The following is a 24,813-nucleotide window of genomic DNA, read 5'->3' on the forward strand; positions in this document are numbered from 1 at the left end:
CGTTCTTTCGCGGGCGATCGGAGGCCGCGGCCGGTGAGGCTTTCACGCCGAACTAGAATCGTCGGGTGACCGAAACGCCCTCCGACGCCCTGCCCCACCCCGACGACAGCGATCTGCCCGCCGGCACGGTCGACGTGCTGCTGATCGGCGGCGGGATCATGAGCGCGACGCTGGGCACCCTCCTGCAGGAGCTCCAGCCGACGTGGAAGATCGCGGTGCTCGAGCGGCTGTCCGACGTGGCGCTCGAGAGCTCCAACGCCTGGAACAACGCCGGCACCGGCCACGCCGCGCTGTGCGAGCTCAACTACATGCCCGAGGGCAAGGACGGCTCCGTCGACCCGGCCAAGGCGATCTCGATCAACGAGCAGTTCCAGCAGAGCCGCCAGCTCTGGTCGTCGCTCGTCGACCGCGGCGTGCTCGACGCCCCGACGACGTTCATCAACTCGGCGCCGCACATGACGTTCGTGCAGGGTGAGAAGGACGTCGCCTACCTCAAGAAGCGCTACGAGGCGCTCAAGGACCAGCCGCTGTTCGCCGGCATCGAGTACAGCGAGGACTCCCGCGTCATCAATCAGTGGGCGCCGCTGCTCATGCAGAAGCGGCGCAAGGGCGAGCCGTTCGCGGCCACCCGCGTGCCCGCCGGCACCGACGTCGACTTCGGCGCGCTCACGCGCCAGCTGCTCGCCCACCTGGCCGAGAACGGCGCGGACGTCCGCACCAACACCGAGGTCCGCAGCCTCAAGCGACTCCCCGACGGCACGTGGCGCGTCCGGTATCGCCGCTCGATCGGCCGCACACCGGGCGAGCTCCGCGCGAAGTTCGTGTTCGTGGGAGCGGGCGGCTGGGCTCTCAAGCTCCTGCAGCGCTCGGGGATCCCCGAGATCAAGGGCTACGGGGTGTTCCCCATCGGCGGCCAGTTCCTCAAGACCACGAACCCCGCCGTCGTCGCGCAGCACAAGGCGAAGGTGTACTCGCAGGCGTCGGTCGGCGCCCCGCCCATGTCGGTGCCCCACCTCGACACGCGCGTCGTCGACGGCGAATCGTCGCTGCTGTTCGGGCCCTTCGCCACGTTCAGCCCGAAGTTCCTCAAGAACGGCTCGATGCTCGACCTCCTGACCCAGGTGCGGCCCCACAACCTCGGCCCGATGCTCAAGGTCGCGTGGGACAACCCGTCGCTCATCACCTATCTCGTCGGCGAACTGCTCAAGAACCACAAGCGCAAGGTCGACAGCCTGCGCACCTTCATGCCCACGGCGAAGGACGAGGACTGGGAGCTCATCCAGGCCGGCCAGCGCGCTCAGGTCATGAAGAAGGACCCCGAGAAGGGCGGCATCCTGCAGTTCGGCACCGAGGTCGTGACGGGAGCCGACGGCACGATCGCCGGGCTCCTGGGAGCGTCACCGGGGGCGTCGACGGCGGCGTCCATCATGCTCGGGCTGCTGAAGACCTGCTTCCCCGACCGTGTCGACGACTGGGAGCCGCGTCTGCGCGCCCTGATCCCCAGCTACGGCGAGGTGCTCAATCCCCGGCCCGAGGTGGCCGACGAGCTGCTCGCCGACACGGCGAAGACACTCGCGCTCACCGCCTGATCCCGGCGGCGGGGCGACCGCCGATATCCGTAGACTCGCGGGGTGGCCAAACTGTACTTCCGCTACGGCGCGATGAACTCCGGAAAGTCGACATCGCTCCTGCAGGCCGCCTACAACTACGAGGAGCGCGGGCAGCACGTGCTGCTGGCGAAGCCCGAGATCGACACCAAGGGCGCTGATCAGATCTCCAGTCGGCTGGGCATGAAGCGCGCCGTCGATTTCCTGATCCCCCCCGGCGCCGATCTCCGTGCTCTCTTCGCCGAGCACCGCGCCCGCGTCCAGGACCGGGCCGAGGATGCGCTCATCCCCGAGTCGTCCGAGACCGGCACCGCCCCGGACGTCGCGTGCCTCCTGATCGACGAGGCGCAGTTCCTGACGCGGGAGCAGGTGGACGACCTGCTGAGGATCGTGGTGCTCGACGGCGTCCCCGTGCTCGCCTACGGCATCCGCACGGACTTCCAGACGCACGCGTTCCCCGGCTCGCGCCGCCTGCTGGAACTCGCGCACAGTCTGGAGGAGCTGAAGACGATCTGCCGGTGCGGCCGCAAGGCGCTCTTCAACGCGCGGCTCGTGGGCGGGCGCTTCGTGTTCGACGGCGACCAGGTGGCCATCGACGAGCTCTCGGCCGACCGGGTCACGTACGAGTCGATGTGCGCGGAGTGCTACCTGCGCGAGTCGGGCGGGCGCATCCCCGGGAACTAGTCTGGGAGGATGCGAGTTCTCCTGACCGGCGGGGCCGGCTACATCGGCGCGCATACCGCCGTCGCGCTCATCGAGGCCGGTCACGATGTCCTCGTCGTGGACGACCTGTCGGGGACGAGCGCCGAGGCGGTGGCCCGCATCGAGCGCATCACCGGAGCCTCGGTTCCGCTGCTGGTCGCCGATGTGCGCGACCGCGAGGCCCTTTCCGCGTTCGTGCGGGAGCACGCGCCCGTCGATGCGGTGATCCACCTGGCCGGGCTCAAGGCCGTCGGCGACTCGGTGGCCCAGCCCGTGCGGTACTACGACGTCAACCTCGGCACGTCGATCACCCTGCTCGAGGTCATGGCGGCCGAGGGGATCCGCACCGTCGTGTTCTCGAGCTCCGCCACCGTCTACGGCACGCCCGAGCACCTGCCCCTGAGCGAGGACTCGCCCACGGGGATCGACCTGGCCAATCCCTACGGAAAGACCAAGCGGATCATCGAGGAGATCCTCTCGGATGCCGCGGCCGCCGACCCCGGGCTGAGCGCGGTGAGCCTGCGGTACTTCAACCCCGTCGGCGCGCACCCGTCGGGCCTCATCGGCGAGGACCCGCACGGCATCCCGAACAACCTCATGCCGTTCGTCTCCCGCGTGGCCATCGGCGCGCTGCCCGAGGTGTCGGTCTTCGGCACCGACTACGACACCCCCGACGGCACGGGGCTGCGCGACTACATCCACGTGACCGACCTCGCCGCCGGGCACGTCGCCGCCCTCGAGCGCGCCGAAGCCGGATACGAGGTCTACAACCTCGGTACAGGGAAGCCCGTCTCGGTCCTCGAGCTCATCGCCGCGTTCGAGCGCGCCAGCGGCCGCGAGATCCCGCGCCGGCTCACGGCCCGTCGCCCCGGAGACGTCGCGGCCTCGTACTGCGACCCGGGGAAGGCCGAGCGCGCGCTCGGCTGGTCGACGCGGCTCACCATCGACGATGCGTGCCGCGACTACTGGAACTGGCAGACGCAGAATCCAGACGGCTACCCCGGCTGAGCGCTACGGCGTCTGAGGCGCTGCCGCGCCGCGCCGGCGGGGGAGCGGGACGAGCATCGACGTCGTGCGCCGGTACTCGGCGTAGGCGGGGTACTTCGCCGCCGTGATCGACTCGGTGAAGATCGTGGAGCCGATGAAGAGCAGCGTGAGCAGCGCGGCGCCGACGATGGTCCAGTTGAGCCACCCGCCGCCCTCCGCGACCACGGCGACGGCGCCGAGGGCGTAGAACACCCACCACTGCGCCTGCTCGAAGAAGAAATTCGGATGCCGGCTGTAGGCGAACAGGCCGGTCGTCACGAACCCGGGCTCCAGCGTCCCGCCCGCGGCCTTCTTCGCCTGGTGGAAGTCCCACTGCTGCTGGTCGGCGATGTACTCGCCCACCAGGAACGCGGCGAACACGACGGCGAAGGCGGCATCCCATCCCGAGAAGGGCGCCGGATGCTGCCACGCGGCATATGCCGGAAGCGTGATGAGCACGAGCAGGGCGTTCTGGTAGAGCACGATGAAGAACAGGTTGAACAGCTGGAACTGCCAGGGCTTCATGCGGCCGCGGAGGATCGCCCAGCGGTAGTCCTCCATGCCGGTGTACCCGCCCTTGCGGGCGAAGTTGAACGTCAGGCGTGCGCCCCACGCGGTGACGAGCAGCGCCATCACCACGAGCCGGGTCGCGTTCTCGCCGGCGGCCAGCGCGGCCACGGCGAAGATCCACACGTAGACGACGGGGACGACCGACCACAGGCGGTCGACCCAGGAGGTGTCCTTGGTGACGAGCGAGGCGATCCAGCAGAACGCCGAGGCGGCACCCGCGACGATGAGGACGACGAGGAGGGGATCCATGCCGCCAGGCTAGCGGTTGCGTGTGGTCGGACCACACGCTACTGTGGTCTGACCACAACGGCGGAGGAGTTCCGTGGCACTGTCACCGCAGACGCAGACCGCACGGGCATGGCAGCTCGTGCTGGAGCACGTCGAGTCCGACCTGCTCGACGGCCGCCTGCAGCCCGGCGACCGGCTGCCTCCCGAGCGCGAGCTCGCGACCAAGCTGGGCGTGGGGAGGTCCAGCGTCCGCGAAGCCCTGCGCGTGCTCGAGGTCATGGGCCTCATCCGCACCGGGACGGGCTCGGGTCCGTCCTCCGGCGCCATCATCATCGCCACGCCGCAGGGGGGAATGTCGGCGCTCCTCCGGCTGCAGGTCGCCGCCCAGGGCTTCCCCCTGGACGACGTCGTCCGCACACGGCTGGTGCTCGAGTCGGCCGTCGTCGACGCGCTCGCCGCCGAATCCGGGCGCGACACGACCCCGGCGCACACCATCCTGCACGCGATGGATGCCGCGGACCTCACGCCGAGGGAGTTTCTGGCGCTCGACGCCCAGCTCCACCAGGCGCTCGCCGAGGCATCCGGCAACGTCGTCATCGCGGCGATGATGGCGGGCCTGCGCACTGCCATCGAGTCGTACGTCCAGGCGGGCGCGGAGGGCATCTCGGACTGGGATGCCGCGGCCGAGCGCCTTCGTCATGAGCACCGTGCGATCCTCGGCGCCGTGGACGCCGGCGACGCCGAGCGTGCCCGCACCCTCGTCCACGACCACATCACCGGCTACTACGCCGAGGCGGGTCTGTCCCGCCGCATCGAATGAAGGAAGCACGCCTCATGGTCCAGCGCCAGCTGCCCAACCCCGCCGAGCTCCTGGAGCTCATGAAGTTCAAGAAGCCCGAGTTCGACGGCAGGAAGCGCCGGCTCGACGCGGCGCTCACCATCTACGACCTGCGCGCCATCGCGAAGCGCCGCACGCCGAAGGCGGCGTTCGACTACACCGACGGCGCCGCCGAAGGGGAGCTGTCGCTGTCGCGCGCGCGCCAGGCGTTCGAGGACATCGAGTTCCACCCGGGCATCCTGCGTCCCGCCCCCGAGGTCGACACGTCGATCGAGATCCTCGGTGGTCCGAGCGCGCTGCCGTTCGGCATCGCGCCGACGGGATTCACGCGTCTCATGCAGACCGAGGGCGAGGTGGCCGGTGCGTCGGCGGCAGGAGCCGCCGGCATCCCGTTCACCCTCTCGACCCTCGGGACCACGTCGATCGAGGGTGTGAAGGCGGCCAATCCACACGGACGCAACTGGTTCCAGCTCTACGTGATGCGCGACCGCGAGATCTCCTACGGCCTCGCCCGTCGGGCCGCCGAGGCGGGATTCGACACCCTGCAGTTCACGGTCGACACGCCCGTCGCCGGTGCGCGCCTGCGGGACAAGCGCAACGGCTTCTCGATCCCGCCGCAGCTCACGCTCGGGACGATCGTCAACGCCATTCCGCGACCGTGGTGGTGGTACGACTTCCTCACCACGCCGAAGCTCGAGTTCGCGTCGCTGCAGGCCACCGGCGGGACGGTCGGAGAGCTGCTGAACTCCGCGATGGACCCCACGATCAGCTACGACGACCTCGCCGTCATCCGCGACATCTGGCCGGGGAAGATCGTCGTGAAGGGCGTCCAGAACGTCGAGGACTCGGTGCGCCTCATCGACGCCGGCGTCGACGGCATCATCCTGTCCAACCACGGCGGGCGTCAGCTCGACCGCGCGCCGATCCCGTTCCACCTGCTGCCGAAGGTCGTGCGCGAGGTGGGCAAGGACGCCACCGTGATGATCGACACGGGCATCATGAACGGCGCCGACATCGTGGCCTCGATCGCCCTCGGGGCGAAGTTCACCCTCATCGGCCGGGCGTACCTCTACGGCCTCATGGCGGGCGGCCGGGCCGGAGTCGACCGCACGATCGAGATCCTCCGCACGGAGATCGAGCGCACGATGCAGCTGCTCGGGGTGTCCGCGCTCGCCGAGCTCGAGCCCAGGCACGTCACGCAGCTGTCCCGGCTCCAGCCGGTGAGCGCCGCACCAGCTCGGACGCCTGCGCGGTCGCGCGCCGCGAAGGTCTGACGCGGTTCAGCCGCGCGCGGGCAGGGTGGGGAGGAGGCGGTCGAGGAACTCGGCGGTGTCCTCCCACCCGTGGACCGCATGGCACGCGACGCCCATGGCGAGCACGGGGTAGTCGTTGCCGGCAGGATCGAGGCGGTCGCCGACGAACAGCATGTCGTCCAGGGCGATCCCGGTCTGCTCGGACAGCCGGTTCATGCCGTAGGCCTTGTCGATGCCCTGGTGGGTGATATCGACGGAGGTGGATCCGCCCGAGCGCACTTCGAGGTCGGGAATCCTCTCGGCGACGGCCGCGCGCAAAGTGTTCTTCTTCTCGCCGGAAGGGTCCCACGCGAGCTTCGCCTCGAGGGGAGCGCGCTGCCCGAGCGCCGAGAACGTGATCTGCGAGCCGCGGTCCTCGAGGATGTCGCCCCACGTCTCGCTCTCCCACAGCCCGAGGCGGCGGGCCTCGGCTTCCACGGCCGCGAGAGCACGGGACTTCTGGTCGTCGGTCAGGGTGTGCGCGTACACCGTCACGACGCCGTCGGCAGTGAGGCGGTAGTACTGCGTGCCGCAGGTCGGCAGCAGGTGGAGGTGCGAGAGGGTCGCGGACGAGGCATCCGGCAGCCGATCGACCACCTGCGATGTGAACTGGGCGAGCTGACCGCCCGAGATGATCGCGACCTCGACGCGCTCCGCGAGAGCGAGGAGCTGGCGCCCGATGCGCGAGTCGATCGCGCTCTTCGAGGGCGCCAGGGTGTCATCCAGATCGAAAGCGACGAGGCGAGGAGTTGTCATCTGCTCCTCGCCTCGTCCTCTCACTGTCGGGGTGACAGGATTTGAACCTGCGGCCTCGTCGTCCCGAACGACGCGCGCTACCAAGCTGCGCCACACCCCGTTTTGCAACCCTCCGAGTCTAACCGATCCCGAGCCGTGCTCCGAACCGGTGGCGCCGGGGCCTCAGCCGGCGGCGGCGAGGGTGATGAGAGAGGCCTCGGGGCGGCACGCGAAGCGCACGGGGGCGTAGATGGAGTGCCCGAGGCCGGCGCTCACATTGAGGGGAACGGTCCTGCCCGCGTGCGACCACGTGCTGAGGCCACGCGCCTGCCGCAGCGGGATGTCGCAGTTCGCCACGAGTGCGGCGGGAGAGCCGGGGATCCGCACCTGACCGCCGTGGGTGTGACCGCCGAAGAGCGCATCGGCGCCCAGATCGGTGAACTCGTCGAGCACGCGGCGATAGGGCGCGTGGGTGACGCCGATGGTCAGGGCGGGGGGAGGACCGTTGCGGAGGCCGTCGAGCAGCGAGGGAAGAACGCCCAGCCGATCCCACCCGCGGTGGGCGTCGCTCACTCCGAAGGCGTCCACGCGCATGCCGGCGGCCTCCAGCGATCCGACGGCGTTGTTGAGGTCGAGCCAGCCCAGCTCATCCTGGAGGTAGCCGTCCAGCGCCTGAGTGTCGAGCGGCTCGGAGCGCGGCTGCCCGGTGGCCTTGGATGGCCCGACGAGGTACTTGAACGGATTGCGCGGCGACGGGGCGGTGTGGTCGTTCGATCCGTGGACGAAGACACCGGGGACGCCCCGCAGCGGGTCGAAGGCCGCACGCAGCCCGCGAAGTCCGTCGACGTGTCCCATGTTGTCACCGGTGTTGACGACGAGGTCGGGCTCGAGGTCGGCCAGCGCCGCGATCCACTGCTGCTTTCGGCGCTGCCACGGCGCCATGTGCGCGTCGGACAGGTGCAGGATGCGCAGCGGGCGGGAGCCGGCAGGCAGGATCGGCAGCTCGTGCCAGCGGACGGTGAAGAGATACCGCTCGATGCCGATGCCCCACACCGCAGCACCCGCGCCGACCGCCCCCACCACGCCGAGCGCGGTGAGGGCGGAGCCGGTCGTGCTACGGCGCATCAATCGTCGTTGCCGCCGCCGTTGTCGCCGTCGCCGCCGCCACCGCAGTCCGGAGCAGCGTAGTCGACCGTGATCGCGGTGTTGCGGTTCGTCACGGTTCCGGCGCCCGGCTTCGTGCCCGTGGCCTCGCCCTGCGGATCGGCGTCCTCGTCCTCCCGGCAGGCACCCGGCAGGACATTGCCGAACCCTGCCTGCCTGAGCTCGGAGATCGCGCGGTCCAGATCGCGCCCGGACACGTCCGGAACGGTGAGTCCCTGGCCGTTACTGGGGCTGATCGTGACGACCGTGCCGCCGGCCACCCGGCCCGCACCGGGGCTCTGCGCCGCCACGAGGTCCTTGGCCATCTCGGAGTCGACCGGCGAGCCGACCGTGACTTCGAATCCGGCGCCCTGCAGGATCTGCTGGGCCTCGGCGATCGTCTTGCCCGTCACGTCGGGGAGGTCGGTGTACACCTGGCGGGACAGATTGCTGTCAGGACCTGGGAACGCGCCCGCAGGGTACAGCTGGTTCGCGAGAGCCTGCAGCTGCCTGGCCATCTGGAACCGGATGCGGCTCAGCGGCTCGTAGCTCCCGGTCCAGTACTTGTCGTAGAGCGAGATCTCGCCGGTGGTGTTGCCCGTCCACACGGCGGTGGTGACCTTCGTGCTCGACTCGACGATCCACGTCTGGGTGAGCTCGTGCGTACCGGTCTTGCCGATGATCGGCGTGCCGTCGAACGGGTTTCCCGGCCACGCGGTGCCACCGGGGGCGACGACGCCCGCGAGCGCATAGGCGGCGGTGGCCGCGACGGCCGGGTCGATCACCTGGCTGCAGTTGCGCTCGGGCTTGGGGATCTCGTTGCCGTCGGAGTCGGTCACCCGGTCGATCGCCTGCGGCTGGCAGTAGATGCCGTTGTTCGCCACGGTGGCGTAGGCGCCGGCCATCGCCAGCGGCGACACGGCGTCCGAGCCGATGACCTGGTTCGGGTACTTCGTCTCGATCTCCGCGCCGGTGCCGAGCTTCACGCCCATCTTGGAGGCGACCTTGCCCAGGTCGCACAGGTCGAGCTCGGCGGCCATCGCGAGGAACCCGGTGTTGAGGGAGTCGCGCGTGAACTGCATCGGCGTGCCGACATAGCCCGCCTGGTTCTGGAAGTTCTTGGGGTCGTAGGTCGAGTTGTAGATGACCCCGCCGTTGTAACAGGTCTCCTTGAACTGCGGGATGATCCGGTTGCGGCCGTTGATCACCTCGTTGACCGAGTGCCCCTTCTCGAGCCAGTCGATGAGGGTGAACAGCTTGAACGTCGAACCGGCGTTGAAGCCGTCCGACTGACCGAACTTGCGGTCGCCGGCATAGACGATCGAGGAGTAATTGGGGTCGTCGGTGACGGATTCGCTGAACTTGGTGTTCTGCGCGATGGCCAGGATGCGGCCGGTGGATGCCTCGAGGCTGATCGAGGTCGAACCGAAGAAGCCTCCGGGGACCGCCGAGGGCGCCAGCGCGTTCATCGTCGTCTGCGCTTCATTCTGCAGGCGCATGTCCACGGTCGTGTAGACGTTCAGACCGCCGCGGCGGAGGTTCTCGGTGCGCTCCTCGGGGGTGGCGCCGAACGCGGGGTCGCGCTCGATGACGTACCGCACGTACTGGCAGAAGTACTCCAGGCCCGTCGCTTCGGCGCAACCGACCTTCGGTGAGGTGAGCTTCGGCGCGATGGGCTGGATCACGGCCTTGTCGTACTGCTCCTGGGTGATCTTTCCGTCGTCGAGCATGCGGGTGAGCACGTACAGCTGGCGGCCCTTGGTGGCGGAATAGCCGTCGGCCGCGGCGAGGTACTGCTCCTGCGTGATCTCGCCCGCATCGAGCTTCGAGGTCAGCGCGGCGATCTGCTGCGGGTTGACGTCGTCGATCGACCCGTCGGGCGCCTTGTTGTAGCCCACACCGTCGGCGTCGAAGATCGAGCCCTTCGGCCGGTCGATGCGGTACGTGTTGGGGTTCTGGACGATGCCCGCCAGCGTCGCCGCCTGCGAGAGGCTGAGGTCCTTCGCCGACACTCCGAAGTAGCGCTTGGCGGCCGCCTCGATGCCGTAGGTGGTGCCGCCGAAGTTCGCGATGTTGAGGTAGCCGAGGAGGATGTCCTCCTTGTCGTACTTCTTCTCGAGGGCGATCGCGTAGCGCATCTCCTGGAGCTTGCGCTGGATGCCCTCGTCGCCGACGGCGGTCGTCGCATCGGTCCAGCAGTCGAGCTTCTCCTCCTCGGTCTTGGCCTGCGCTTCGCAGCGCTGGACGAGGATGTTCTTGACGTACTGCTGGCTGATCGTCGATCCGCCCTGCGTCTCGCCGCCGCCCTGGATGTTCGAGAGCACCGCGCGGGTCGTGCCGATGAGGTCGACGCCGCCGTGCTGGTAGTACCGCGGGTCTTCGCTGGAGAGGATCGCGTCGTACATCGCCGGGGCGATCTCGTTGTAGTCGACCGGGGAGCGGTTCTGGTCGTAGAACTGGGTCATGACGACGTAATCGTCCGTGGTGGGGTCGGTCTTCACCCACAGCGTCGTCGGAAGCATGAGCTTGTCGATGTCGAGGACGCTCGGCAGGTTGTCGAACATCGTGATCGCGCTCGTGGCCGCGGCGCCGGATACGGCGATGGCGGGAGTCACGGTCGCCGCGACGAGAACGCCCGCGACAGCGCTGAGGCCGACGAGGCCGGCGAGACCGCCGAGCACACCGCTAGCCGATCGATTGGTATCAGGCATAGGCTTGATCGTAAGGGAACTACCTGGGCGATTCCCTGACGGACGTGCGCCCGCGGGGTGTTTCCCAGCCTTCACCAAGCCGATTTCCGCTCGCCGACTCGAGGAGCCGCGATGACGACGTGGGAGTATCTCACCACGCCCCTTCTGATCCACAACACCGCCGCCATCCTCAACAACTGGGGCAAGCAGGGCTGGGAGCTGGTGCAGGTCGTGCCCGGCCCGGAGGGCGGACTGGTCGCCTACCTCAAGCGTCCCAGCGGCGCCGGCGAGGCGAACGCGGGACTGGGTGCCGCGGCTCAGGCCGCTCAGCAGTTCGAGGGGGCATGAGCATGTCGGTCACGCAGCGGCTCGCGGAACTCGGCATCGACCTCCCGGACGTCGTCCCGCCGGTCGCGGCCTACGTGCCTGCCAAGGCGCACGGCGACCTGGTCTTCACGGCCGGCCAGCTCCCCATGGTCTCCGGCGCGCTGCCCGCGACCGGGAAGGTCGGCGAGGGCCACGGTCTCGTCCCCGCCGCCGACGCCAAGGCCTACGCGCGCCAGTGCGCGCTCAACGCCGTCGCAGCCGCCGCGGCGGCCCTGGGGGGCGTCGACCGGCTCACCGGAGTCGTGAAGGTCGTCGGGTTCGTGGCATCCGTCCCCGAGTTCACGGGGCAGCCCGGCGTCATCAACGGCGCGAGCGAGGTGCTCGGCGAGATCTTCGGCGACGCAGGACGTCACGCCCGCTCCGCGGTCGGCGTGCCCGTGCTGCCGCTCGACGCGCCCGTCGAGGTCGAGGTCGTCTTCTCCTTCGCCTGAGTGCGACAGACGGATGCCCCGGCACGGTGTGTGTCGGGGCATCCGTCTTCCTGTCACTTGACCTGCGCCGAGATCACGCTCATCACAGCGGTGTCGGCGAGCGTGGTGGTGTCGCCCACCTCGCGGCCCTCGGCGACATCGCGCAGGAGGCGCCGCATGATCTTCCCGGAGCGGGTCTTCGGGAGCTCGCCGACGATGTAGACGTCGCGCGGGCGGGCGATCGGCCCGATCTGCTCGCCGACCCATCCGCGCAGCGACTGGGCCAGTCCCTCGGCGGAGTGCTCGTTGAGGTAGGACTGCTTGACGATGACGAACGCCACGACCGCCTGGCCGGTGGTCTCGTCGGAGGCGCCGACGACGGCCGCCTCGGCGACGGCCTCGTTGCCCACGAGGGCGGACTCGATCTCGGTCGTCGACAGGCGGTGCCCCGACACGTTCATGACGTCGTCGACCCGGCCCAGCAGCCAGACGTCGCCGTCGTCGTCCAGGCGCGCGCCGTCGCCGGCGAAGTAGTAGCCCTGCTTCTGGAACTTCTCCCAGTACGTCTCGACGAACCGCTCCGGATCGCCCCAGATGCCGCGCAGCATGGACGGCCAGGGCTCGGTGAGCACGAGCAGGCCTCCGTTGCCGTTGCCGACGTGCGAGCCGTCCTCGTCCACCACGTCGACGGAGATGCCCGGGAGCGGCACCTGCGCCGAGCCCGGCTTGGTCTCGGTCACGCCCGGGAGCGCGGAGATCATGATCGCCCCGGTCTCGGTCTGCCACCACGTGTCGACGATCGGCGCGGTCTTGCCGCCGATGATCTTGCGGTACCACATCCACGCCTCGGGGTTGATCGGCTCGCCCACCGAGCCGAGCAGGCGCAGCGAGGACAGGTCGAACTTCTGGGGCACCGCGCGGCCGATCTTCATGAACGAGCGGATCGCGGTGGGGGCGGTGTAGAGGATCGTGACGCCGTACTTCTCGACAATCTCCCACCAGCGACCCGGGTGGGGTGCGTCCGGCGTCCCTTCGTAGATGACCTGCGTCGCGCCGTTGGCGAGGGGGCCGTACGTGACGTAGCTGTGACCCGTGATCCACCCGATGTCGGCGGTGCACCAGAACACGTCGCTCTCGGGGTGGATGTCGTGCACCACCCGGTTCGTGAACGCGGCCTGGGTGAGGTAGCCGCCCGACGTGTGGAGAATGCCCTTGGGCTTTCCGGTCGTTCCTGAGGTGTAGAGGATGAAGAGCGGATTCTCGGCGGGGAAGGCCTTGGCGCGATGGTCGGCGGACGCCTGCGGCACCACGTCGTGCCACCACAGGTCGCGTCCCTCGGTCCAGTCGACGTCGTTCCCGCCGCGCTTGACCACGAGAACGTGCTCGACGGTCTCCTGCGGACCGGAGCCGTTGCGGTCGCCCAGTGCCAGGTCGACCGCGGGCTTGAGGGGCGAGACCTTTCCCTTGCGGTAGCCGCCGTCCGCGGTGATCACGAGCCGAGCGCCGGCATCGTCGATCCGCGCGCGCAGGCTGTCGGCCGAGAAGCCGCCGAAGACGACCGAGTGGATCGCGCCGATGCGCGCGACGGCGAGCATCGCGGCGACCGCCTCGGGGATCATCGGCAGGTAGATCGCGACGCGGTCGCCCGCGCCGATGCCGAGGCCCTCCAGCACGTTGGCGAGGCGCTTGACCTCGTCGGTCAGCTCGGCGTAGGTCACGCGCCGCTCGTCGCCCGGCTCGCCCTCCCACAGCAGCGCGACCCGGTCGCCGTTGCCTGCCTCGACGTGCCGGTCGAGGCAGTTGTAGGCGACGTTGAGCTCGCCGTCGGCGAACCACTGCGCGAACGGGGGGTTGGACCAGTCGAGCGTCTGCGTGAACGGCGTGTGCCAGTGCAGCTCGCGGGCCTGCTCGGCCCAGAAGCCCTCGCGGTCGGCCGCGGCCCGCTCGTAGAGCTCGGAGGTGGCGACGGCGTTCGCCGCGAAGTCGTCGGTCGGCGCGAAGCGCCGGTCCTCGTTCAGAAGGTGGTCGATCTGGCTGCTCATTGAGCACGCTCCTTTGCGGGCTGGGGCCGTGCCGGGACGCCCGGCGAGTCTGAATCGAAATGTAGCCACGGGGGGCCGCCGTCACTACCCCCGATAGTGGGGAGAGCCCATTCCTGTACCGCGACCGATATATCGGTGAGAAGGCTCTCATGAACCGTTTTGCGAGGCACCTTTCCTCGCATATGCTGTCCAGCGGCCGAACATCGATTCTGGCATTGCGGCACCCGAATCACCCCCCGAAATGCGGTGTCGCGCAGGCGGCATCCCATTCCCCCCATGGGATGCCGCCCTTCATTTGGCGACCTGCGCCAGCGGGATGCGCGGGGTCGGGACCCTCCTCCCCAGGCGCGTCGACCGCGCGGGATTCCCCGGTCGAGGCGGTGGCGGCGATCGTCCTCTTCCCGCAGTCGTAGCGTCGGGGGATGCCTGAGCCCTTCGTCGTCCAGCCACGAGGCTCGGTGCCGGCGCAGGTCTCGGCCCCCGTGGTGCGGCGGGAGCGGCATCCGTCGCTCCACGCGCTCGCCGGGTACCTCGACGACCCCGCCGTGACGGACATCTTCGTGAACGGTCGGGCCGGGCTCTTCGTCGACCGCGGGAACGGCCCGGTCTCCGAGCCGGGGTGGCAGGCTGCGGAAGAGGACGTGCGCGACCTCGCCGTCGCGCTCATCGCCCTCGGCGGACGGCACCTCGATGACGCGAGCCCCGCCGTCGACGTGCGCCTCGACGGCGGGATGCGGGTGCATGCGATCCTGCCGCCGGTGTCGGCCGAGGGCACGGCGATCTCGATCCGCGTCCCGCGCCTGGACAGGCCGAGCCTCGACGTCCTGCAGGCATCGGGGATGTTCGACGCCGCGACGCGCCGCACGCTCGAGGAACTCGTCTCGCGACGCGAGAACATCCTCGTGTCCGGGGCCGCCGGCGCCGGGAAGACGACGCTGCTGGCGAGCCTGCTCGGATGCGCGCCGGCACACGAGCGCATCATCACGATCGAAGACGTCGCAGAGCTGCGGGTCGACCATCCCCATCACGTCCGGCTGGAGGCGCGGCAGCCCAACCTCGAGGGCGCGGGCGCCATCGGACTCGCCCGCCTCGTGCGCGAGGCGCTGCGGATGCGCCCGGATCGTCTCGTCGTGGGGGAGTGCCGCGGTGAAGAGGTGCGCGAGCTGCTGTCGGCCCTCAACACGGGTCATGACGGCGGCGCCGGCACGGTGCACGCGAACGGACTGCACGACGTGCCGGCGCGCCTCGAGGCGCTCGGCGCGCTCGCGGGTCTGAACGACCGGGCGCTGGCGCGGCAGGTGGCGAGCGCGATCGGGCGCGTGATCCACGTCGAGCGCACGGGCGACGGCGCGCGGCGACTCGCCGCGATGGGCAGGCCGATCGTCGACGACCGCGGCCGGCTCGCGATCGAGGAGATCCCGTGCGCCGGCTGACCCGTCGCCCCGAGGAGGACACGGATGCCGCGGCTGTCGCCGAGACGGTCCTGCGCCTCGCCGTGCTGCTCCAGGCGGGGGTGACGCCCGCGCGCGCCTGGGCGCACCTCGCCGACTCGGGCGATCACGCCGCGCGGGGGATCGCGGCTGCTGCGGCGGACGGGAAGCCGCTCTCGCACGCGATCGCCACGGCGGGGCCGGGCACCGAGGCCGTCGGCGCGTGGCGCGACGTGGCGGCGGCGTGGAGCGTCGCATCGACGGTGGGCGCACCCTTGGCCGAGAGCCTGCGTGGCCTCGCCGCGGCCCTCCGGGACGAGCACGAGACGGCCGACGAGGTGCGCGTCGCGCTCGCCGAGCCCGCGGGGACGGCACGCCTCATGGGATGGCTGCCGCTCGTGGCCGTCGGCCTCGGGGCGGCACTCGGCTTCGACACCTTCGGCGTGCTGGTCGGACACCCGCTCGGCATGGCGTGCCTCGCCGCCGGCGCCGTGCTCACCTTCGCGGCGCAGCGCTGGTCGGCAGCGCTCGTCCGCCGGGCGCGTGCCGAGTCCGGTGCCGCCGGGCACGGCGCCGAACTGCTGGCGATCGCGCTGAGCGGCGGAGTGTCGATCGACCGCGCGAGAGCACTGGTCGCCGAGGCCGGCGCGTCGGCGGATGCCTCGACCGACGGCATCCTCTCCCTCTCCCGCTCCGCCGGGGTGCCCGCGGTGGAACTGCTTCGCGCATCGGCGGCCCTGGCCAGGCACCGCGCGCGCGTCGAGGGCAGGCTCCGCGCTGCGCGGCTGTCGTCGCGGCTCCTGCTGCCGCTCGGCGTCTGCACTCTCCCGGCCTTCCTCCTTCTCGGCGTCGCGCCGATGATGCTCAGCGTGATGTCGACCATGAGCCTGACCCTCTGACCCCTGTACCGTGCCCGCTCCGTGCCCGCCTTTCCCATCCGCACACAGAAAAGAGATGCACGTGCACCGTTCCGCCCTTCCCCTGCTCACCGCCCGCCGCGCCTCCCGGCTGTTCGCCGAGCCGCACGCCGACGACACCGGGGCGGCCACCGCCGAGTACGCCATCGCCACGATGGCGGCCGTCGCGTTCGCCGGCCTCCTGGTCGTGATCATGCGGTCCGACGAGGTTCGCGGCATCCTCACCGATCTCGTCCGCCGCGCGCTCACGGTGGCATGACCGGAGCCCGTCTCGGCGGCGACCGCGGCTCGGTCGTCGCCGAGTTCGCGGTCGTCCTCCCGGCGATCGTGCTCGTCCTCCTCCTCGGTGCCGGGGTGCTCGCAGCGGGCGGTCGGCAGGTGCGGCTGCAGGACGCCGTCGCCGACGCGGCCCGACTGGCCGGCCGGGGCGAGATCGACGAACGGGTCCACGATGTGCTCGCCGCGGGTGCGCCGGGGGCCCGAGGACGAATCGAGGTACGCGGCGATCTCGTGTGCGTCACCGCGTCCGCGCCCGCAGTGCTCGGCGTCCGCCTCGAGGCGACCGGCTGCGCGCTCACCGGAGGACGCTGATGCCCGGATCCTCGCTGGCCGTGGGCATCATCGCGTCGGCCGCTGCGCTCACGGTGGGGCTGGCTGCCGTGTCCACCGCCTCGGTCCTCGGACAGCGATTGGCGGGCGCCGCGGATGCGGCGGCGCTCGCCGCGGCGGATGCCGCTTCGGGAGCGGTGACGGGCGTGCCGTGCGAGCGCGCAGCGCAGGTGGCCGAGGCATCCGGAGCTCTCATCGTGGGGTGCGACCTCGACGGACTCATCGCGACCGTGACGGTGTCCGCACGCTTCGGCGTGCTCACCGCCGCGGCCCGGGCGCGTGCGGGACCGCCGTCATGAGACGGGTCTCACAGGCTCCACACCGAAATATGGCGTGTATGGTGTGCGACGGAGAAAGGACGCCCCCTTTGGCAGATGGCAAGAAGCTCGTCATCGTCGAGTCCCCGACGAAGATGAGGTCGATCCAGGGGTACCTCGGTGACGACTACGAGGTGCTCAGCTCGGTCGGGCACATCCGCGACCTCGCGGACAAGAAGGACATCCCCGCCGACAAGAAGCAGGCGTACGGCAAGTACTCCATCGACATCGACAACGGCTTCGACCCCTACTACGTCGAGAGCGAGCGCGGCCGCAAGACCGTCGCCGAGCTCAAGCGCGCGCTGAAGGGAGCGGACGAGCTCCTGCTCGCCACGGATGAGGACCGCGAGGGCGAGGCCATCGCGTGGCACCTTCTCCAGACGCTCAAGCCCAAGGTCCCGGTGCGCCGCATGGTGTTCCACGAGATCACGAAGGACGCCATCCGCGCCGCCGTCGGCAACACCCGCGAGCTCGACCTCGCCCTCGTCGACGCGCAGGAGACCCGGCGCATCCTCGACCGGCTGTACGGCTGGGACGTCAGCCCCGTGCTGTGGTTCAAGGTCCAGCAGGGAACGTCGGCCGGCCGCGTCCAGTCGGCCGCCACCCGCATGGTCGTCGAGCGCGAGCGCGAGCGCATGGCGTTCGTCTCCGCGTCGTACTGGGACATCGAGACGCTCGCGGTCAAGGGAGCGGACTCGTTCGCCGCGCGGCTGGCGCGCGTCGACGGCGCGGCCCTCGCCCGCGGCACCGACTTCGACGACGCCGGCTCCCTCAAGAAGGCCGTGCTCGTCCTCTCCGAGACCGAGGCCCGCGAACTCGCCGAAGCGATCCAGGCGGCGGGCGAGGCATCCGTCTCCGCCCTCGAATCCAAGCCCGGCACCCGCAGCCCCCGTGCGCCGTTCACGACGTCGACCCTGCAGCAGGAGGCCGGTCGCAAGCTCTCGATGAGCGCCAAGCACGCGATGAGCGTCGCGCAGCGCCTCTACGAGAAGGGCTTCATCACCTATATGCGCACCGACTCGACGGCGCTGAGCACGCAGGCCGTCCAGGCCGCACGCGCGCAGGCCGTCGAGATGTACGGCGAGAAGGCCGTGCCGCTCAACCCGCGCACCTACGCGAGCAAGAGCAAGAACGCGCAGGAGGCGCACGAGGCCATCCGCCCCTCGGGCGAGGAGTTCCGCACGCCCGCGTCGGTCGCCGGCGAGCTCGACCGCGACGAGCAGCGGCTGTACGACCTCATCTGGAAGCGCACGATGGCCAGCCAGATGTCCGACGCGAAGTACGAGACGACCACCGTCACGCTCGCCGTCGAGGCCGCCGGGCGGCGCGCCGAGTTCACGGCCTCGGGCACGGTCTACACCTTCAAGGGCTTCCTCGAGGCATACGAGGAGGGCAAGGACGAGAAGCGCGGCGACGCCGACAAGGCCGACGACCAGTCCCTCCCGGCGGTCGCCGTCGGCGACACGCTGCGGCTGAAGGAGGTCGAGCCGAAGGGGCACTCCACGAGCCCCAAGCCCCGCTACACCGAAGCCAGCCTCGTCAAGGCGCTCGAGGAGAAGGGCATCGGACGCCCGTCCACCTTCGCGAGCATCATCGACGTCATCCTCAACCGCGGGTACGTCACCAAGCGCGGTCAGGCGCTGATTCCCAGCTGGCTCGCGTTCAGCGTCGTGCGCCTGCTCGAAGAGCACTTCGCCGACCTCGTCGACTACGACTTCACGGCCGCCCTGGAGGACGACCTCGACGCCATCGCGCGCGGCGAGCAGAAGCGCGAGGACTGGCTGAAGGAGTTCTACTTCGGCTCCGACGCACAGGTGGGCCTGCGCAACATCGTCGAGAACCTGGGCGAGATCGACGCGCGTGCGCTCAACTCGACGCCGATCGGGGATGTCGCCACGCTGCGGTTCGGCAAGTACGGGCCCTACCTCGAGGTCCCGAACCCCGAGAACCCCGAGGGCGAGCCGCGCCGGGTCAACATCCCCGAGGATCTTGCGCCCGACGAGCTCACGCCCGCCAAGGCGCAGGAGCTCATCGACGCCCCGGTCGCCGGCGACCGCGTCCTCGGCGAGAACCCCGCCAACGGCAAGCTCGTCGTCGTGAAGGACGGCCGGTTCGGTCCGTACGTCCAGGAGATCGACCCGCCCGCGGACGAAGAGGTCGACGAGGCGACCGGCGAGATCGTCGAGGCGCCGCCCGCACCGAAGAAGCGCGGCGCGAAGAAGGAGGCGGCGCCGAAGCCGCGCACGGCCTCCCTCTTCAAGTCGATGTCGGTCGACACCGTCGATCTCGAGACGGCCCTCCGCCTCCTCGACCTGCCGCGCGTCGTGGGCGCCGACCCCGAGTCCGGCGACGAGATCACCGCGCAGAACGGCCGGTACGGCCCGTATCTGAAGAAGGGCACGGACTCGCGCACGCTGCAGAGCGAGCAGCAGATCTTCGACATCACCCTCGACGAGGCGCTCGCCGTGTACGCGCAGCCGAAGTACGGTGCTCGCGGCGCCAGCAGCGCCCTCAAGGAGTTCGAGAACGACCCCGCCAGCGGCAAGCCCATCAAGCTCAAAGACGGCCGCTTCGGACCGTACGTGACGGACGGCGAGACGAACGCGACGATCCCTCGCGGGGAGAGCGCCGACGACGTGACCTACGAGCGTGCCGTCCAGCTGCTCGCCGAGAAGCGCGCCAAGGGCCCCGCCCCCAAGCGCGCCACGCGGCGCACCACCACGAAGAAGGCCCCGGCGAAGAAGTGACCGCTGAGGGCACCCGAGGGCTGTTCATCACGTTCGAGGGCGGAGACGGCGCGGGCAAGACGACGCAGGCGGCCCTGCTCGAGAAGTGGCTGACGGATGCCGGCCGCCGCGTCGTCCGCACGCGCGAGCCCGGCGGCACCGAGGTCGGCACGCTCGTCCGCGACATCGTGCTGCACCACCGCGGCGAGGTGGCCCCGCGCGCCGAGGCCCTCCTCTACGCCGCCGATCGCGCGCATCACGTGGAGACCGTCGTGCGCCCGGCGCTGGACCGTGGCGAAGTCGTGATCCAGGACCGCTACCTCGACTCCTCGGTCGCGTACCAGGGCGCGGGGCGCGTGCTCGGCACCGACGAGGTGCGGCAGCTGTCCCTCTGGGCCACCGAAGGGCTCCTCCCCGACGTCACCGTCCTGCTCGACCTCGACCCGTCGGTCGCGCGCGGTCGCCTGGACGCGGACGACAAGCCGTTCGACCGGCTCGAAGCGGAGCGCGAGTCGTTCCACGTGCGGGTGCGCGAGGAGTTCCTCGCCCTCGCCGCAGCGGAGCCGGAGCGGTTCCTGGTGCTCGACGCCACCCTGCCGCCCGCCCGCCTGGCGGCAGCCGTGCAGGAGCGCGTCGCCCCGCTCGTCCGCTGAGCGGAGGAATGGTCGGTGGCCGCGGCTAGGCTGACAGGCATGGAATCGACCCCGGGCGCCGCCACCGTCGCCCGGCCGGATGTGCCCTGGGGCGAGGTCTGGGGGCAGCCCGAGGCGGTTGCGACGCTGCAGGACGCGGCATCCGATCCCGCCTCGCTCACCCATGCGTGGCTCATCACCGGTCCGCCGGGTTCGGGCAGGTCGACGCTCGCCTACGCCTTCGCCGCCGCCCTCATCGCCGAGCCTGGCGACGACAACGCGATGCATCAGGTGCTCGCGGGCACCCACCCCGACCTGACGGCGCTGCGCACCGAGGGCGTGATCATCTCGATCAAGGACGCCCGCGCGCTGGTCGAGCGCTCGTACTTCTCTCCGTCGCTGGGTCGCTACCGCGTCATCGTCATGGAAGACGCCGATCGCATGGCCGAGCGCACCTCCAACGTCCTTCTCAAGGCCCTCGAGGAGCCGCCCGAGCGCACCGTGTGGGTGCTGTGCGCGCCCAGCGACGCCGACCTGCTTCCGACCATCCGCTCGCGGGTGCGCACCCTGCGGCTGCGCGAGCCCGACATCGCCGATGTCGCGCGCCTCATCGTCGAGCGCACCGGAGTGGATCCCGCCGTCGCCGAGCAGTCCGCTCGGCACGCCCAGCGGCACATCGGCATGGCGCAGCGACTGGCCACGGATGCCGCGGCCCGCGCCCGCCGCGACGACATGCTGCGCGCCGTCCTGCGGGTGCGCGGCGTCGGCGACGCGGTCGACGTGGCCGGGCGCATCGTGCAGGCCGCCACCGACGACGCGAAGGCGCTCACCGTCGAGCGCGACGAGGCGGAGCGCTCCTCCCTGCTGAGGACCCTGGGCATCGCCGAGGGAGCGGCGGTTCCGCCCGCCGTGCGCTCGCAGCTCTCGGCGCTCGAGGACGATCAGAAGCGGCGGGCGACGCGCAGCCTGCGCGACGGCATCGACCGCGTCCTCACCGACCTGGAGTCGATGTTCCGCGATGTGCTCATGCTGCAGTTCGGTCGCGACACCGCCCTCATCAACACCGAGCTCGAGCCCGACCTGCGCGCACTGGCCTCCGCCTGGACGCCTGAACGGACGCTCACGGTCGTCGACCGCATCGCCGTGACCCGCGAGAACGTCGAGCTCAACGCCGCCCCCACCCTCGCCCTCGAGAGCATGCTCGTGACCGTCGCGAGCGGAAGGATCCCGTGAACGCGCCCTCCCCCCGCCGTGGCCGCCGATCCATCGCCGTCGTGGCCGCGCTGGCCGCGGCATCCGTCGCGCTGAGCGGCTGCCTGTACGCGCTGATCCCCGAGGACCGGCCGGCGTCGACAGCCAGCCCCGCGCCCGACACCGCCGGCGTGCCCGAGGAGCTTCTGCCCTTCTACGAGCAGGAGCTCGACTGGACCGACTGCGGGGACGGCTTCGACTGCACGACGGTGACCGCGCCCATGGACTGGGCGGATGCATCCCAAGGCGAGATCGAGCTCTCGGTCATCCGCAGCCGCGCGACCGGCGGCGACGCGATCGGCTCGCTGCTCACCAATCCGGGCGGTCCCGGTGCGAGCGGCGTGGGCCTCATCCGCGACTCGCTGACCTTGGCGGTCGGCGAGCCGCTGCGCGAGCAGTTCGACGTCATCGGCTTCGATCCCCGCGGTGTGGGGGAGTCCACGGCGGTGACCTGCTACGACGCCGCCGACATGGACGCCTACCTCTACGACATCCCCGAGAACGAGCGGGGGTCGGATGCCTGGACCGACGAGCTCCTCGCCCGTCACACCGGCTTCGCCGAGGCGTGCGACGCCAACAGCGACGGCATCCTCCCGTACATCACCACCGAGAACTCCGCGCGCGACGTCGACCTGCTGCGCGCGGTGCTCGGCGACAGCGAGCTGAACTACCTCGGGTACTCCTACGGCACGTTCCTCGGGGCGACCTACGCGAAGCTCTTCCCCGAGAAGGTCGGTCGTCTCGTGCTCGACGGCGCGGTCGACCCCTCGATCTCGAGCCTCGACGTGAACGTGGTGCAGGGGATCGGGTTCGAGTCCGCCCTGCGGGCGTACATGGCCGACTGCCTCGAGAGCAGCGAGTGCCCCTTCCGCGGCTCGGTGGACGACGCGATGGCCGATCTGGGTGCGCTGCTCGCGGCCGTCGACCGCACCCCGCTCCCTGCGGCGGACGGCCGCGAGCTCGGCGCGGACGCGCTGCTCACGGCGATCATCGCGGCGCTGTACTCCGAGGAGAGCTGGGAGTACCTCACGATGGCGCTCACGGACGCGCTCGCGGGCGACCCGGAGTACGCCTTCCTCCTCGCGGACTTCTACTACGACCGCGTGGACGGCTCGTACGTCGGCAACCAGACCGAGGCCTTCCGGGCGTACAACTGCGTGGACTACCCCGCCGACCCGAGCGACGCCGACATCGCGGCGGCGGAGGAGCGGCTGCAAGCCGAGGCGCCGACCGTTGCGCCGTACTGGTTCGGTCCCGACCCGTGCGCGGTGTGGCCGTATCCGGCGACCGGCACGCGCGGCGAGATCACGGCCGACGGGGCCGCCCCGATCGTCGTGGTGGGAACGACCAACGACCCGGCGACTCCGTACGAATGGTCGGTCTCGCTGGCCGAGCAGCTCTCGTCCGGCGTCCTCGTCACCCGAGAGGGCGAGGGGCACACCGGCTACAACAAGGGCAACGACTGCGTCGACGAGGCCGTCGAGAGCTACCTGCTCGAAGGCACGGTCCCGCAGGACGGACTGACCTGCGGCTGAGCTGCGGCCGCGGCATCCGCTCGGTCAGCGGCGCAGCACCCGCCGTGCCAGCCAGTTCCCGAAGAACTGCACGCCCTGCACGATCACGATGATCACCACCACGGCCGCCCACGTGACCCACGGGTTGAACTGCTTGAAGCCGTAGACGATCGCGAAGTCGCCCAGGCCGCCGGCGGCGACGGCACCGGCCATCGCCGTCATGTCCACGAGCGCCACGACGATGAAGGTGTAGCCGAGGATGAGAGGCCCGAGCGATTCTCGCGGCACGAGGCGGAACAGGATGCGCGACCGGCTGGCGCCGGCCGCGCGCGCGGCCTCGATCACGCCCGGCCGCACCGTGAGCAGGTTCTGCTCGACGATGCGGCTGATCGCGAAGAGCGATGCGATCGAGATGACGAACACACCGAAGTTGGTGCCGATGCCGGGGATGCCGACGCTGCGCGCGAGGGGCTGCAGGGCGGTGAGGAGGATCACGAAGGGAATGGGCCGCACCGTGTTGACGACGACGTTGAGCGTGCCCGACACGGCGCGGCTGGGAAACAGCCCGCCCGCTCGGGTCGCGTAGAGGGCGACGCCGAGCACGAGGCCCCCGAGTCCGCCCAGGATGAGGCTGAACGTCACCATGTAGAGCGTCTCGACCGTGGCCGTCCACAGCTCGGGGAGCAGGTCGATGAGCCTATCCACGGACGTCCTCCTCGATCAGCGGGGCGAAGGCGGATGCCGCCGCGATCGCGTCGGTCACCGCCCGGTCCTCGCCTGTCAGCGACAGCGTCAGGTGGCCGAAGACGCGGCCGCGGATGTCGTTGATCCCGCCGTGGATGAGCTCGAAGCGCACACCGTGCGCCGCGAGCGTCGCGAAGACGTCCGCCTGGGTCACGTCCCCGTCGCGGACGGTGAAGGTGACGATGCGTCCGGGGTGGCGGTCGCGCAGCGTCTGCAGCTGGTCGCCGCCGGGGACGTCCTCGATGATGCTCGCGACGAACCGCTGCGTGGCGGCGTGCCGCGGTGCCGAGAGCACATCGAACACCTCGCCGGACTCGATGATGCGGCCGTGCTCCATCACGACGACGCGGTCGGCCAGCGTGCGGATCACGTCCATCTCGTGAGTGATGACGAGGATCGTGACGCCGAGCTCCCGGTTCACGCGCTGGAGGAGGGCGAGCACCTCCTGCGTCGTGTCGGGGTCCAGTGCGCTGGTGGCCTCGTCGGCCAGGAGGATCCGGGGGTTCGTGGCGAGAGCGCGCGCGATGCCGACGCGCTGCTTCTGGCCGCCGGACAGCTGCTCCGGGTAGCTGCGGGCCTTGTCGGCGAGGCCGACGAACTGCAGCAGCTCGGTCACGCGCGCGGCGATCTCGGCACGGGAGCGTCCGGCGATCTCGAGCGGGTAGGCGATGTTCCCCGCGACCGTGCGCGATTCGAACAGGTTGAACTGCTGGAAGATCATCCCGATGTCGGAGCGGAGCTCCCGCAGCTCGCGCTCGCGCAGCCCGGTGACGTCGCGCCCGTCGATCTCGACGGTGCCCGCCGTCGGGGTCTCCAGGGCGTTCACCAGGCGCAGGACGGTGCTCTTGCCGGCGCCGGAGTAGCCGATGATGCCGCAGACTTCGCCCGCGGCGATCGACAGGTCGACGCCGTCGACCGCGGTGACAGGTGCGGCGTCCTTGGTCGGCGGGGGAAAGATCTTCGAGACGCCGCTCAGGCGGATGAGGCTCATGGTGCTTCCTGG

23 protein-coding genes and 1 tRNA gene are annotated in these 24,813 nt (G+C 70.5%); 16 read left to right on the forward strand and 8 right to left on the reverse strand.

All coding sequences use genetic code 11. The features are described 5' to 3' along the window. Nucleotides 1–113 precede the first annotated feature (113 nt). The 3 genes from ACE3O1_RS01790 to galE are packed head-to-tail and all read left to right on the forward strand — an operon-like array spanning nt 114 to nt 3,317. Entirely contained in the window at nt 114–1,589 is a 1,476-nt protein-coding gene (locus ACE3O1_RS01790) for a malate:quinone oxidoreductase (protein WP_374311909.1), read from the forward strand. Between the two features lie 42 nt (nt 1,590–1,631). Next, complete coding sequence (locus ACE3O1_RS01795) at nt 1,632–2,291, forward strand: thymidine kinase (RefSeq protein ID WP_374311823.1); 660 nt, start codon at nt 1,632–1,634, stop codon at nt 2,289–2,291. 9 nt (nt 2,292–2,300) lie between these two features. Then, the gene (gene galE / locus ACE3O1_RS01800) at nt 2,301–3,317 is read left to right on the forward strand and encodes a UDP-glucose 4-epimerase GalE (protein WP_374311825.1); all 1,017 of its coding nucleotides are present in this window, start codon (nt 2,301–2,303) and stop codon (nt 3,315–3,317) included. 3 nt (nt 3,318–3,320) lie between these two features. Here galE and ACE3O1_RS01805 read toward each other — a convergent pair whose 3' ends face one another. Next, nucleotides 3,321–4,154, reverse strand: coding sequence for a DUF1295 domain-containing protein (locus ACE3O1_RS01805; RefSeq protein ID WP_374311827.1), 834 nt, complete (start codon nt 4,152–4,154; stop codon nt 3,321–3,323). Nucleotides 4,155–4,227: 73 nt separating this feature from the next. On the opposite strand from ACE3O1_RS01805, the gene ACE3O1_RS01810 reads away from it, so the two are divergent. Together ACE3O1_RS01810 and ACE3O1_RS01815 are read left to right on the forward strand one after the other, a co-directional pair. After that, complete coding sequence (locus ACE3O1_RS01810; RefSeq protein ID WP_374311829.1) at nt 4,228–4,953, forward strand: FadR/GntR family transcriptional regulator; 726 nt, start codon at nt 4,228–4,230, stop codon at nt 4,951–4,953. 14 nt (nt 4,954–4,967) lie between these two features. Then, nucleotides 4,968–6,245 carry an alpha-hydroxy-acid oxidizing protein gene (locus ACE3O1_RS01815; RefSeq protein WP_374311831.1) on the forward strand — a complete coding sequence of 426 codons (1,278 nt, stop codon included), beginning with the start codon at nt 4,968–4,970 and terminating at the stop codon, nt 6,243–6,245. 6 nt (nt 6,246–6,251) lie between these two features. Here ACE3O1_RS01815 and ACE3O1_RS01820 read toward each other — a convergent pair whose 3' ends face one another. From ACE3O1_RS01820 to ACE3O1_RS01835, 4 genes are all read right to left on the reverse strand, one after another. Further along, entirely contained in the window at nt 6,252–7,019 is a 768-nt protein-coding gene (locus ACE3O1_RS01820) for an HAD-IIB family hydrolase (protein WP_374311833.1), read from the reverse strand. Between the two features lie 26 nt (nt 7,020–7,045). After that, nucleotides 7,046–7,119: transfer RNA gene (locus ACE3O1_RS01825), tRNA-Pro, on the reverse strand. A gap of 62 nt (nt 7,120–7,181) precedes the next feature. Beyond that, a complete protein-coding gene (locus ACE3O1_RS01830) occupies nt 7,182–8,123 on the reverse strand; it encodes a metallophosphoesterase (protein WP_374311835.1) in 942 nt (313 codons plus the stop codon). Then, the gene (locus ACE3O1_RS01835) at nt 8,123–10,852 is read right to left on the reverse strand and encodes a transglycosylase domain-containing protein (protein WP_374311837.1); all 2,730 of its coding nucleotides are present in this window, start codon (nt 10,850–10,852) and stop codon (nt 8,123–8,125) included. The genes ACE3O1_RS01830 and ACE3O1_RS01835 overlap by 1 nt, the downstream gene beginning before the upstream one ends. A 111-nt stretch (nt 10,853–10,963) precedes the next feature. Here ACE3O1_RS01835 and ACE3O1_RS01840 point away from each other — a divergent pair, with 111 nt between their 5' ends. Together ACE3O1_RS01840 and ACE3O1_RS01845 are read left to right on the forward strand one after the other, a co-directional pair. Beyond that, nucleotides 10,964–11,179 (forward strand): hypothetical protein, encoded by a 216-nt coding sequence (locus ACE3O1_RS01840; protein ID WP_374311839.1) that lies wholly within the window; start codon nt 10,964–10,966, stop codon nt 11,177–11,179. A gap of 2 nt (nt 11,180–11,181) precedes the next feature. Next, nucleotides 11,182–11,649 (forward strand): RidA family protein, encoded by a 468-nt coding sequence (locus tag ACE3O1_RS01845; RefSeq protein WP_374311841.1) that lies wholly within the window; start codon nt 11,182–11,184, stop codon nt 11,647–11,649. 53 nt (nt 11,650–11,702) lie between these two features. Here the strand turns inward: ACE3O1_RS01845 and acs are convergent, their stop codons facing one another. Continuing rightward, complete coding sequence (acs, locus tag ACE3O1_RS01850) at nt 11,703–13,670, reverse strand: acetate--CoA ligase (protein ID WP_374311843.1); 1,968 nt, start codon at nt 13,668–13,670, stop codon at nt 11,703–11,705. A gap of 422 nt (nt 13,671–14,092) precedes the next feature. Here acs and ACE3O1_RS01855 point away from each other — a divergent pair, with 422 nt between their 5' ends. The 9 genes from ACE3O1_RS01855 (at nt 14,093) to ACE3O1_RS01895 (ending at nt 23,087) form a co-directional block, all read left to right on the forward strand. Next, on the forward strand, nt 14,093–15,103 hold the full coding sequence (locus ACE3O1_RS01855) for a TadA family conjugal transfer-associated ATPase (protein WP_374311845.1): 1,011 nt from the start codon (nt 14,093–14,095) through the stop codon (nt 15,101–15,103). Beyond that, nucleotides 15,091–15,999 carry a type II secretion system F family protein gene (locus ACE3O1_RS01860; RefSeq protein WP_374311847.1) on the forward strand — a complete coding sequence of 303 codons (909 nt, stop codon included), beginning with the start codon at nt 15,091–15,093 and terminating at the stop codon, nt 15,997–15,999. Before ACE3O1_RS01855 ends, ACE3O1_RS01860 begins: the two co-directional genes overlap by 13 nt. Nucleotides 16,000–16,054: 55 nt before the next feature. After that, nucleotides 16,055–16,276, forward strand: coding sequence for a DUF4244 domain-containing protein (locus ACE3O1_RS01865; protein ID WP_374311849.1), 222 nt, complete (start codon nt 16,055–16,057; stop codon nt 16,274–16,276). Beyond that, on the forward strand, nt 16,273–16,608 hold the full coding sequence (locus tag ACE3O1_RS01870) for a TadE family type IV pilus minor pilin (RefSeq protein ID WP_374311851.1): 336 nt from the start codon (nt 16,273–16,275) through the stop codon (nt 16,606–16,608). Before ACE3O1_RS01865 ends, ACE3O1_RS01870 begins: the two co-directional genes overlap by 4 nt. Further along, nucleotides 16,608–16,925 (forward strand): Rv3654c family TadE-like protein, encoded by a 318-nt coding sequence (locus ACE3O1_RS01875; RefSeq protein WP_374311853.1) that lies wholly within the window; start codon nt 16,608–16,610, stop codon nt 16,923–16,925. The genes ACE3O1_RS01870 and ACE3O1_RS01875 overlap by 1 nt, the downstream gene beginning before the upstream one ends. A 68-nt stretch (nt 16,926–16,993) precedes the next feature. Continuing rightward, nucleotides 16,994–19,690 carry a type I DNA topoisomerase gene (gene topA / locus ACE3O1_RS01880; RefSeq protein WP_374311855.1) on the forward strand — a complete coding sequence of 899 codons (2,697 nt, stop codon included), beginning with the start codon at nt 16,994–16,996 and terminating at the stop codon, nt 19,688–19,690. Then, a complete protein-coding gene (gene tmk / locus ACE3O1_RS01885; protein ID WP_374311857.1) occupies nt 19,687–20,322 on the forward strand; it encodes a dTMP kinase in 636 nt (211 codons plus the stop codon). Before topA ends, tmk begins: the two co-directional genes overlap by 4 nt. Nucleotides 20,323–20,361: 39 nt before the next feature. Then, on the forward strand, nt 20,362–21,534 hold the full coding sequence (locus ACE3O1_RS01890; protein ID WP_374311859.1) for a DNA polymerase III subunit delta': 1,173 nt from the start codon (nt 20,362–20,364) through the stop codon (nt 21,532–21,534). After that, on the forward strand, nt 21,531–23,087 hold the full coding sequence (locus tag ACE3O1_RS01895) for an alpha/beta hydrolase (protein WP_374311861.1): 1,557 nt from the start codon (nt 21,531–21,533) through the stop codon (nt 23,085–23,087). The genes ACE3O1_RS01890 and ACE3O1_RS01895 overlap by 4 nt, the downstream gene beginning before the upstream one ends. A gap of 24 nt (nt 23,088–23,111) precedes the next feature. On the opposite strand, the gene ACE3O1_RS01900 is transcribed toward ACE3O1_RS01895, so the two are convergent. Together ACE3O1_RS01900 and ACE3O1_RS01905 are read right to left on the reverse strand one after the other, a co-directional pair. Beyond that, the gene (locus ACE3O1_RS01900; protein WP_374311863.1) at nt 23,112–23,771 is read right to left on the reverse strand and encodes an ABC transporter permease subunit; all 660 of its coding nucleotides are present in this window, start codon (nt 23,769–23,771) and stop codon (nt 23,112–23,114) included. Beyond that, nucleotides 23,764–24,801, reverse strand: coding sequence for a methionine ABC transporter ATP-binding protein (locus ACE3O1_RS01905; protein ID WP_374311865.1), 1,038 nt, complete (start codon nt 24,799–24,801; stop codon nt 23,764–23,766). Before ACE3O1_RS01905 ends, ACE3O1_RS01900 begins: the two co-directional genes overlap by 8 nt. Nucleotides 24,802–24,813 lie beyond the last annotated feature (12 nt).

This window comes from Microbacterium sp. (assembly GCF_041909575.1).
Lineage (GTDB): Bacteria > Actinomycetota > Actinomycetes > Actinomycetales > Microbacteriaceae > Microbacterium.

Excerpts from the sequence above, each read along its gene's own strand:
- ACE3O1_RS01865 (WP_374311849.1), top strand. The coding sequence starts at position 16,055 with ATGCACGTGCACCGTTCCGCCCTTCCCCTGCTCACCGCCCGCCGCGCC.
- ACE3O1_RS01875 (WP_374311853.1), top strand. The coding sequence starts at position 16,608 with ATGCCCGGATCCTCGCTGGCCGTGGGCATCATCGCGTCGGCCGCTGCG.
- ACE3O1_RS01840 (WP_374311839.1), top strand. The coding sequence starts at position 10,964 with ATGACGACGTGGGAGTATCTCACCACGCCCCTTCTGATCCACAACACC.
- ACE3O1_RS01830 (WP_374311835.1), bottom strand. The coding sequence starts at position 8,123 with ATGCGCCGTAGCACGACCGGCTCCGCCCTCACCGCGCTCGGCGTGGTG.
- ACE3O1_RS01855 (WP_374311845.1), top strand. The coding sequence starts at position 14,093 with ATGCCTGAGCCCTTCGTCGTCCAGCCACGAGGCTCGGTGCCGGCGCAG.
- galE (WP_374311825.1), top strand. The coding sequence starts at position 2,301 with ATGCGAGTTCTCCTGACCGGCGGGGCCGGCTACATCGGCGCGCATACC.
- ACE3O1_RS01820 (WP_374311833.1), bottom strand. The coding sequence starts at position 7,019 with ATGACAACTCCTCGCCTCGTCGCTTTCGATCTGGATGACACCCTGGCG.
- ACE3O1_RS01845 (WP_374311841.1), top strand. The coding sequence starts at position 11,182 with ATGTCGGTCACGCAGCGGCTCGCGGAACTCGGCATCGACCTCCCGGAC.
- acs (WP_374311843.1), bottom strand. The coding sequence starts at position 13,670 with ATGAGCAGCCAGATCGACCACCTTCTGAACGAGGACCGGCGCTTCGCG.
- ACE3O1_RS01890 (WP_374311859.1), top strand. The coding sequence starts at position 20,362 with ATGGAATCGACCCCGGGCGCCGCCACCGTCGCCCGGCCGGATGTGCCC.
- ACE3O1_RS01835 (WP_374311837.1), bottom strand. The coding sequence starts at position 10,852 with ATGCCTGATACCAATCGATCGGCTAGCGGTGTGCTCGGCGGTCTCGCC.
- ACE3O1_RS01815 (WP_374311831.1), top strand. The coding sequence starts at position 4,968 with ATGGTCCAGCGCCAGCTGCCCAACCCCGCCGAGCTCCTGGAGCTCATG.
- ACE3O1_RS01870 (WP_374311851.1), top strand. The coding sequence starts at position 16,273 with ATGACCGGAGCCCGTCTCGGCGGCGACCGCGGCTCGGTCGTCGCCGAG.
- ACE3O1_RS01905 (WP_374311865.1), bottom strand. The coding sequence starts at position 24,801 with ATGAGCCTCATCCGCCTGAGCGGCGTCTCGAAGATCTTTCCCCCGCCG.
- ACE3O1_RS01805 (WP_374311827.1), bottom strand. The coding sequence starts at position 4,154 with ATGGATCCCCTCCTCGTCGTCCTCATCGTCGCGGGTGCCGCCTCGGCG.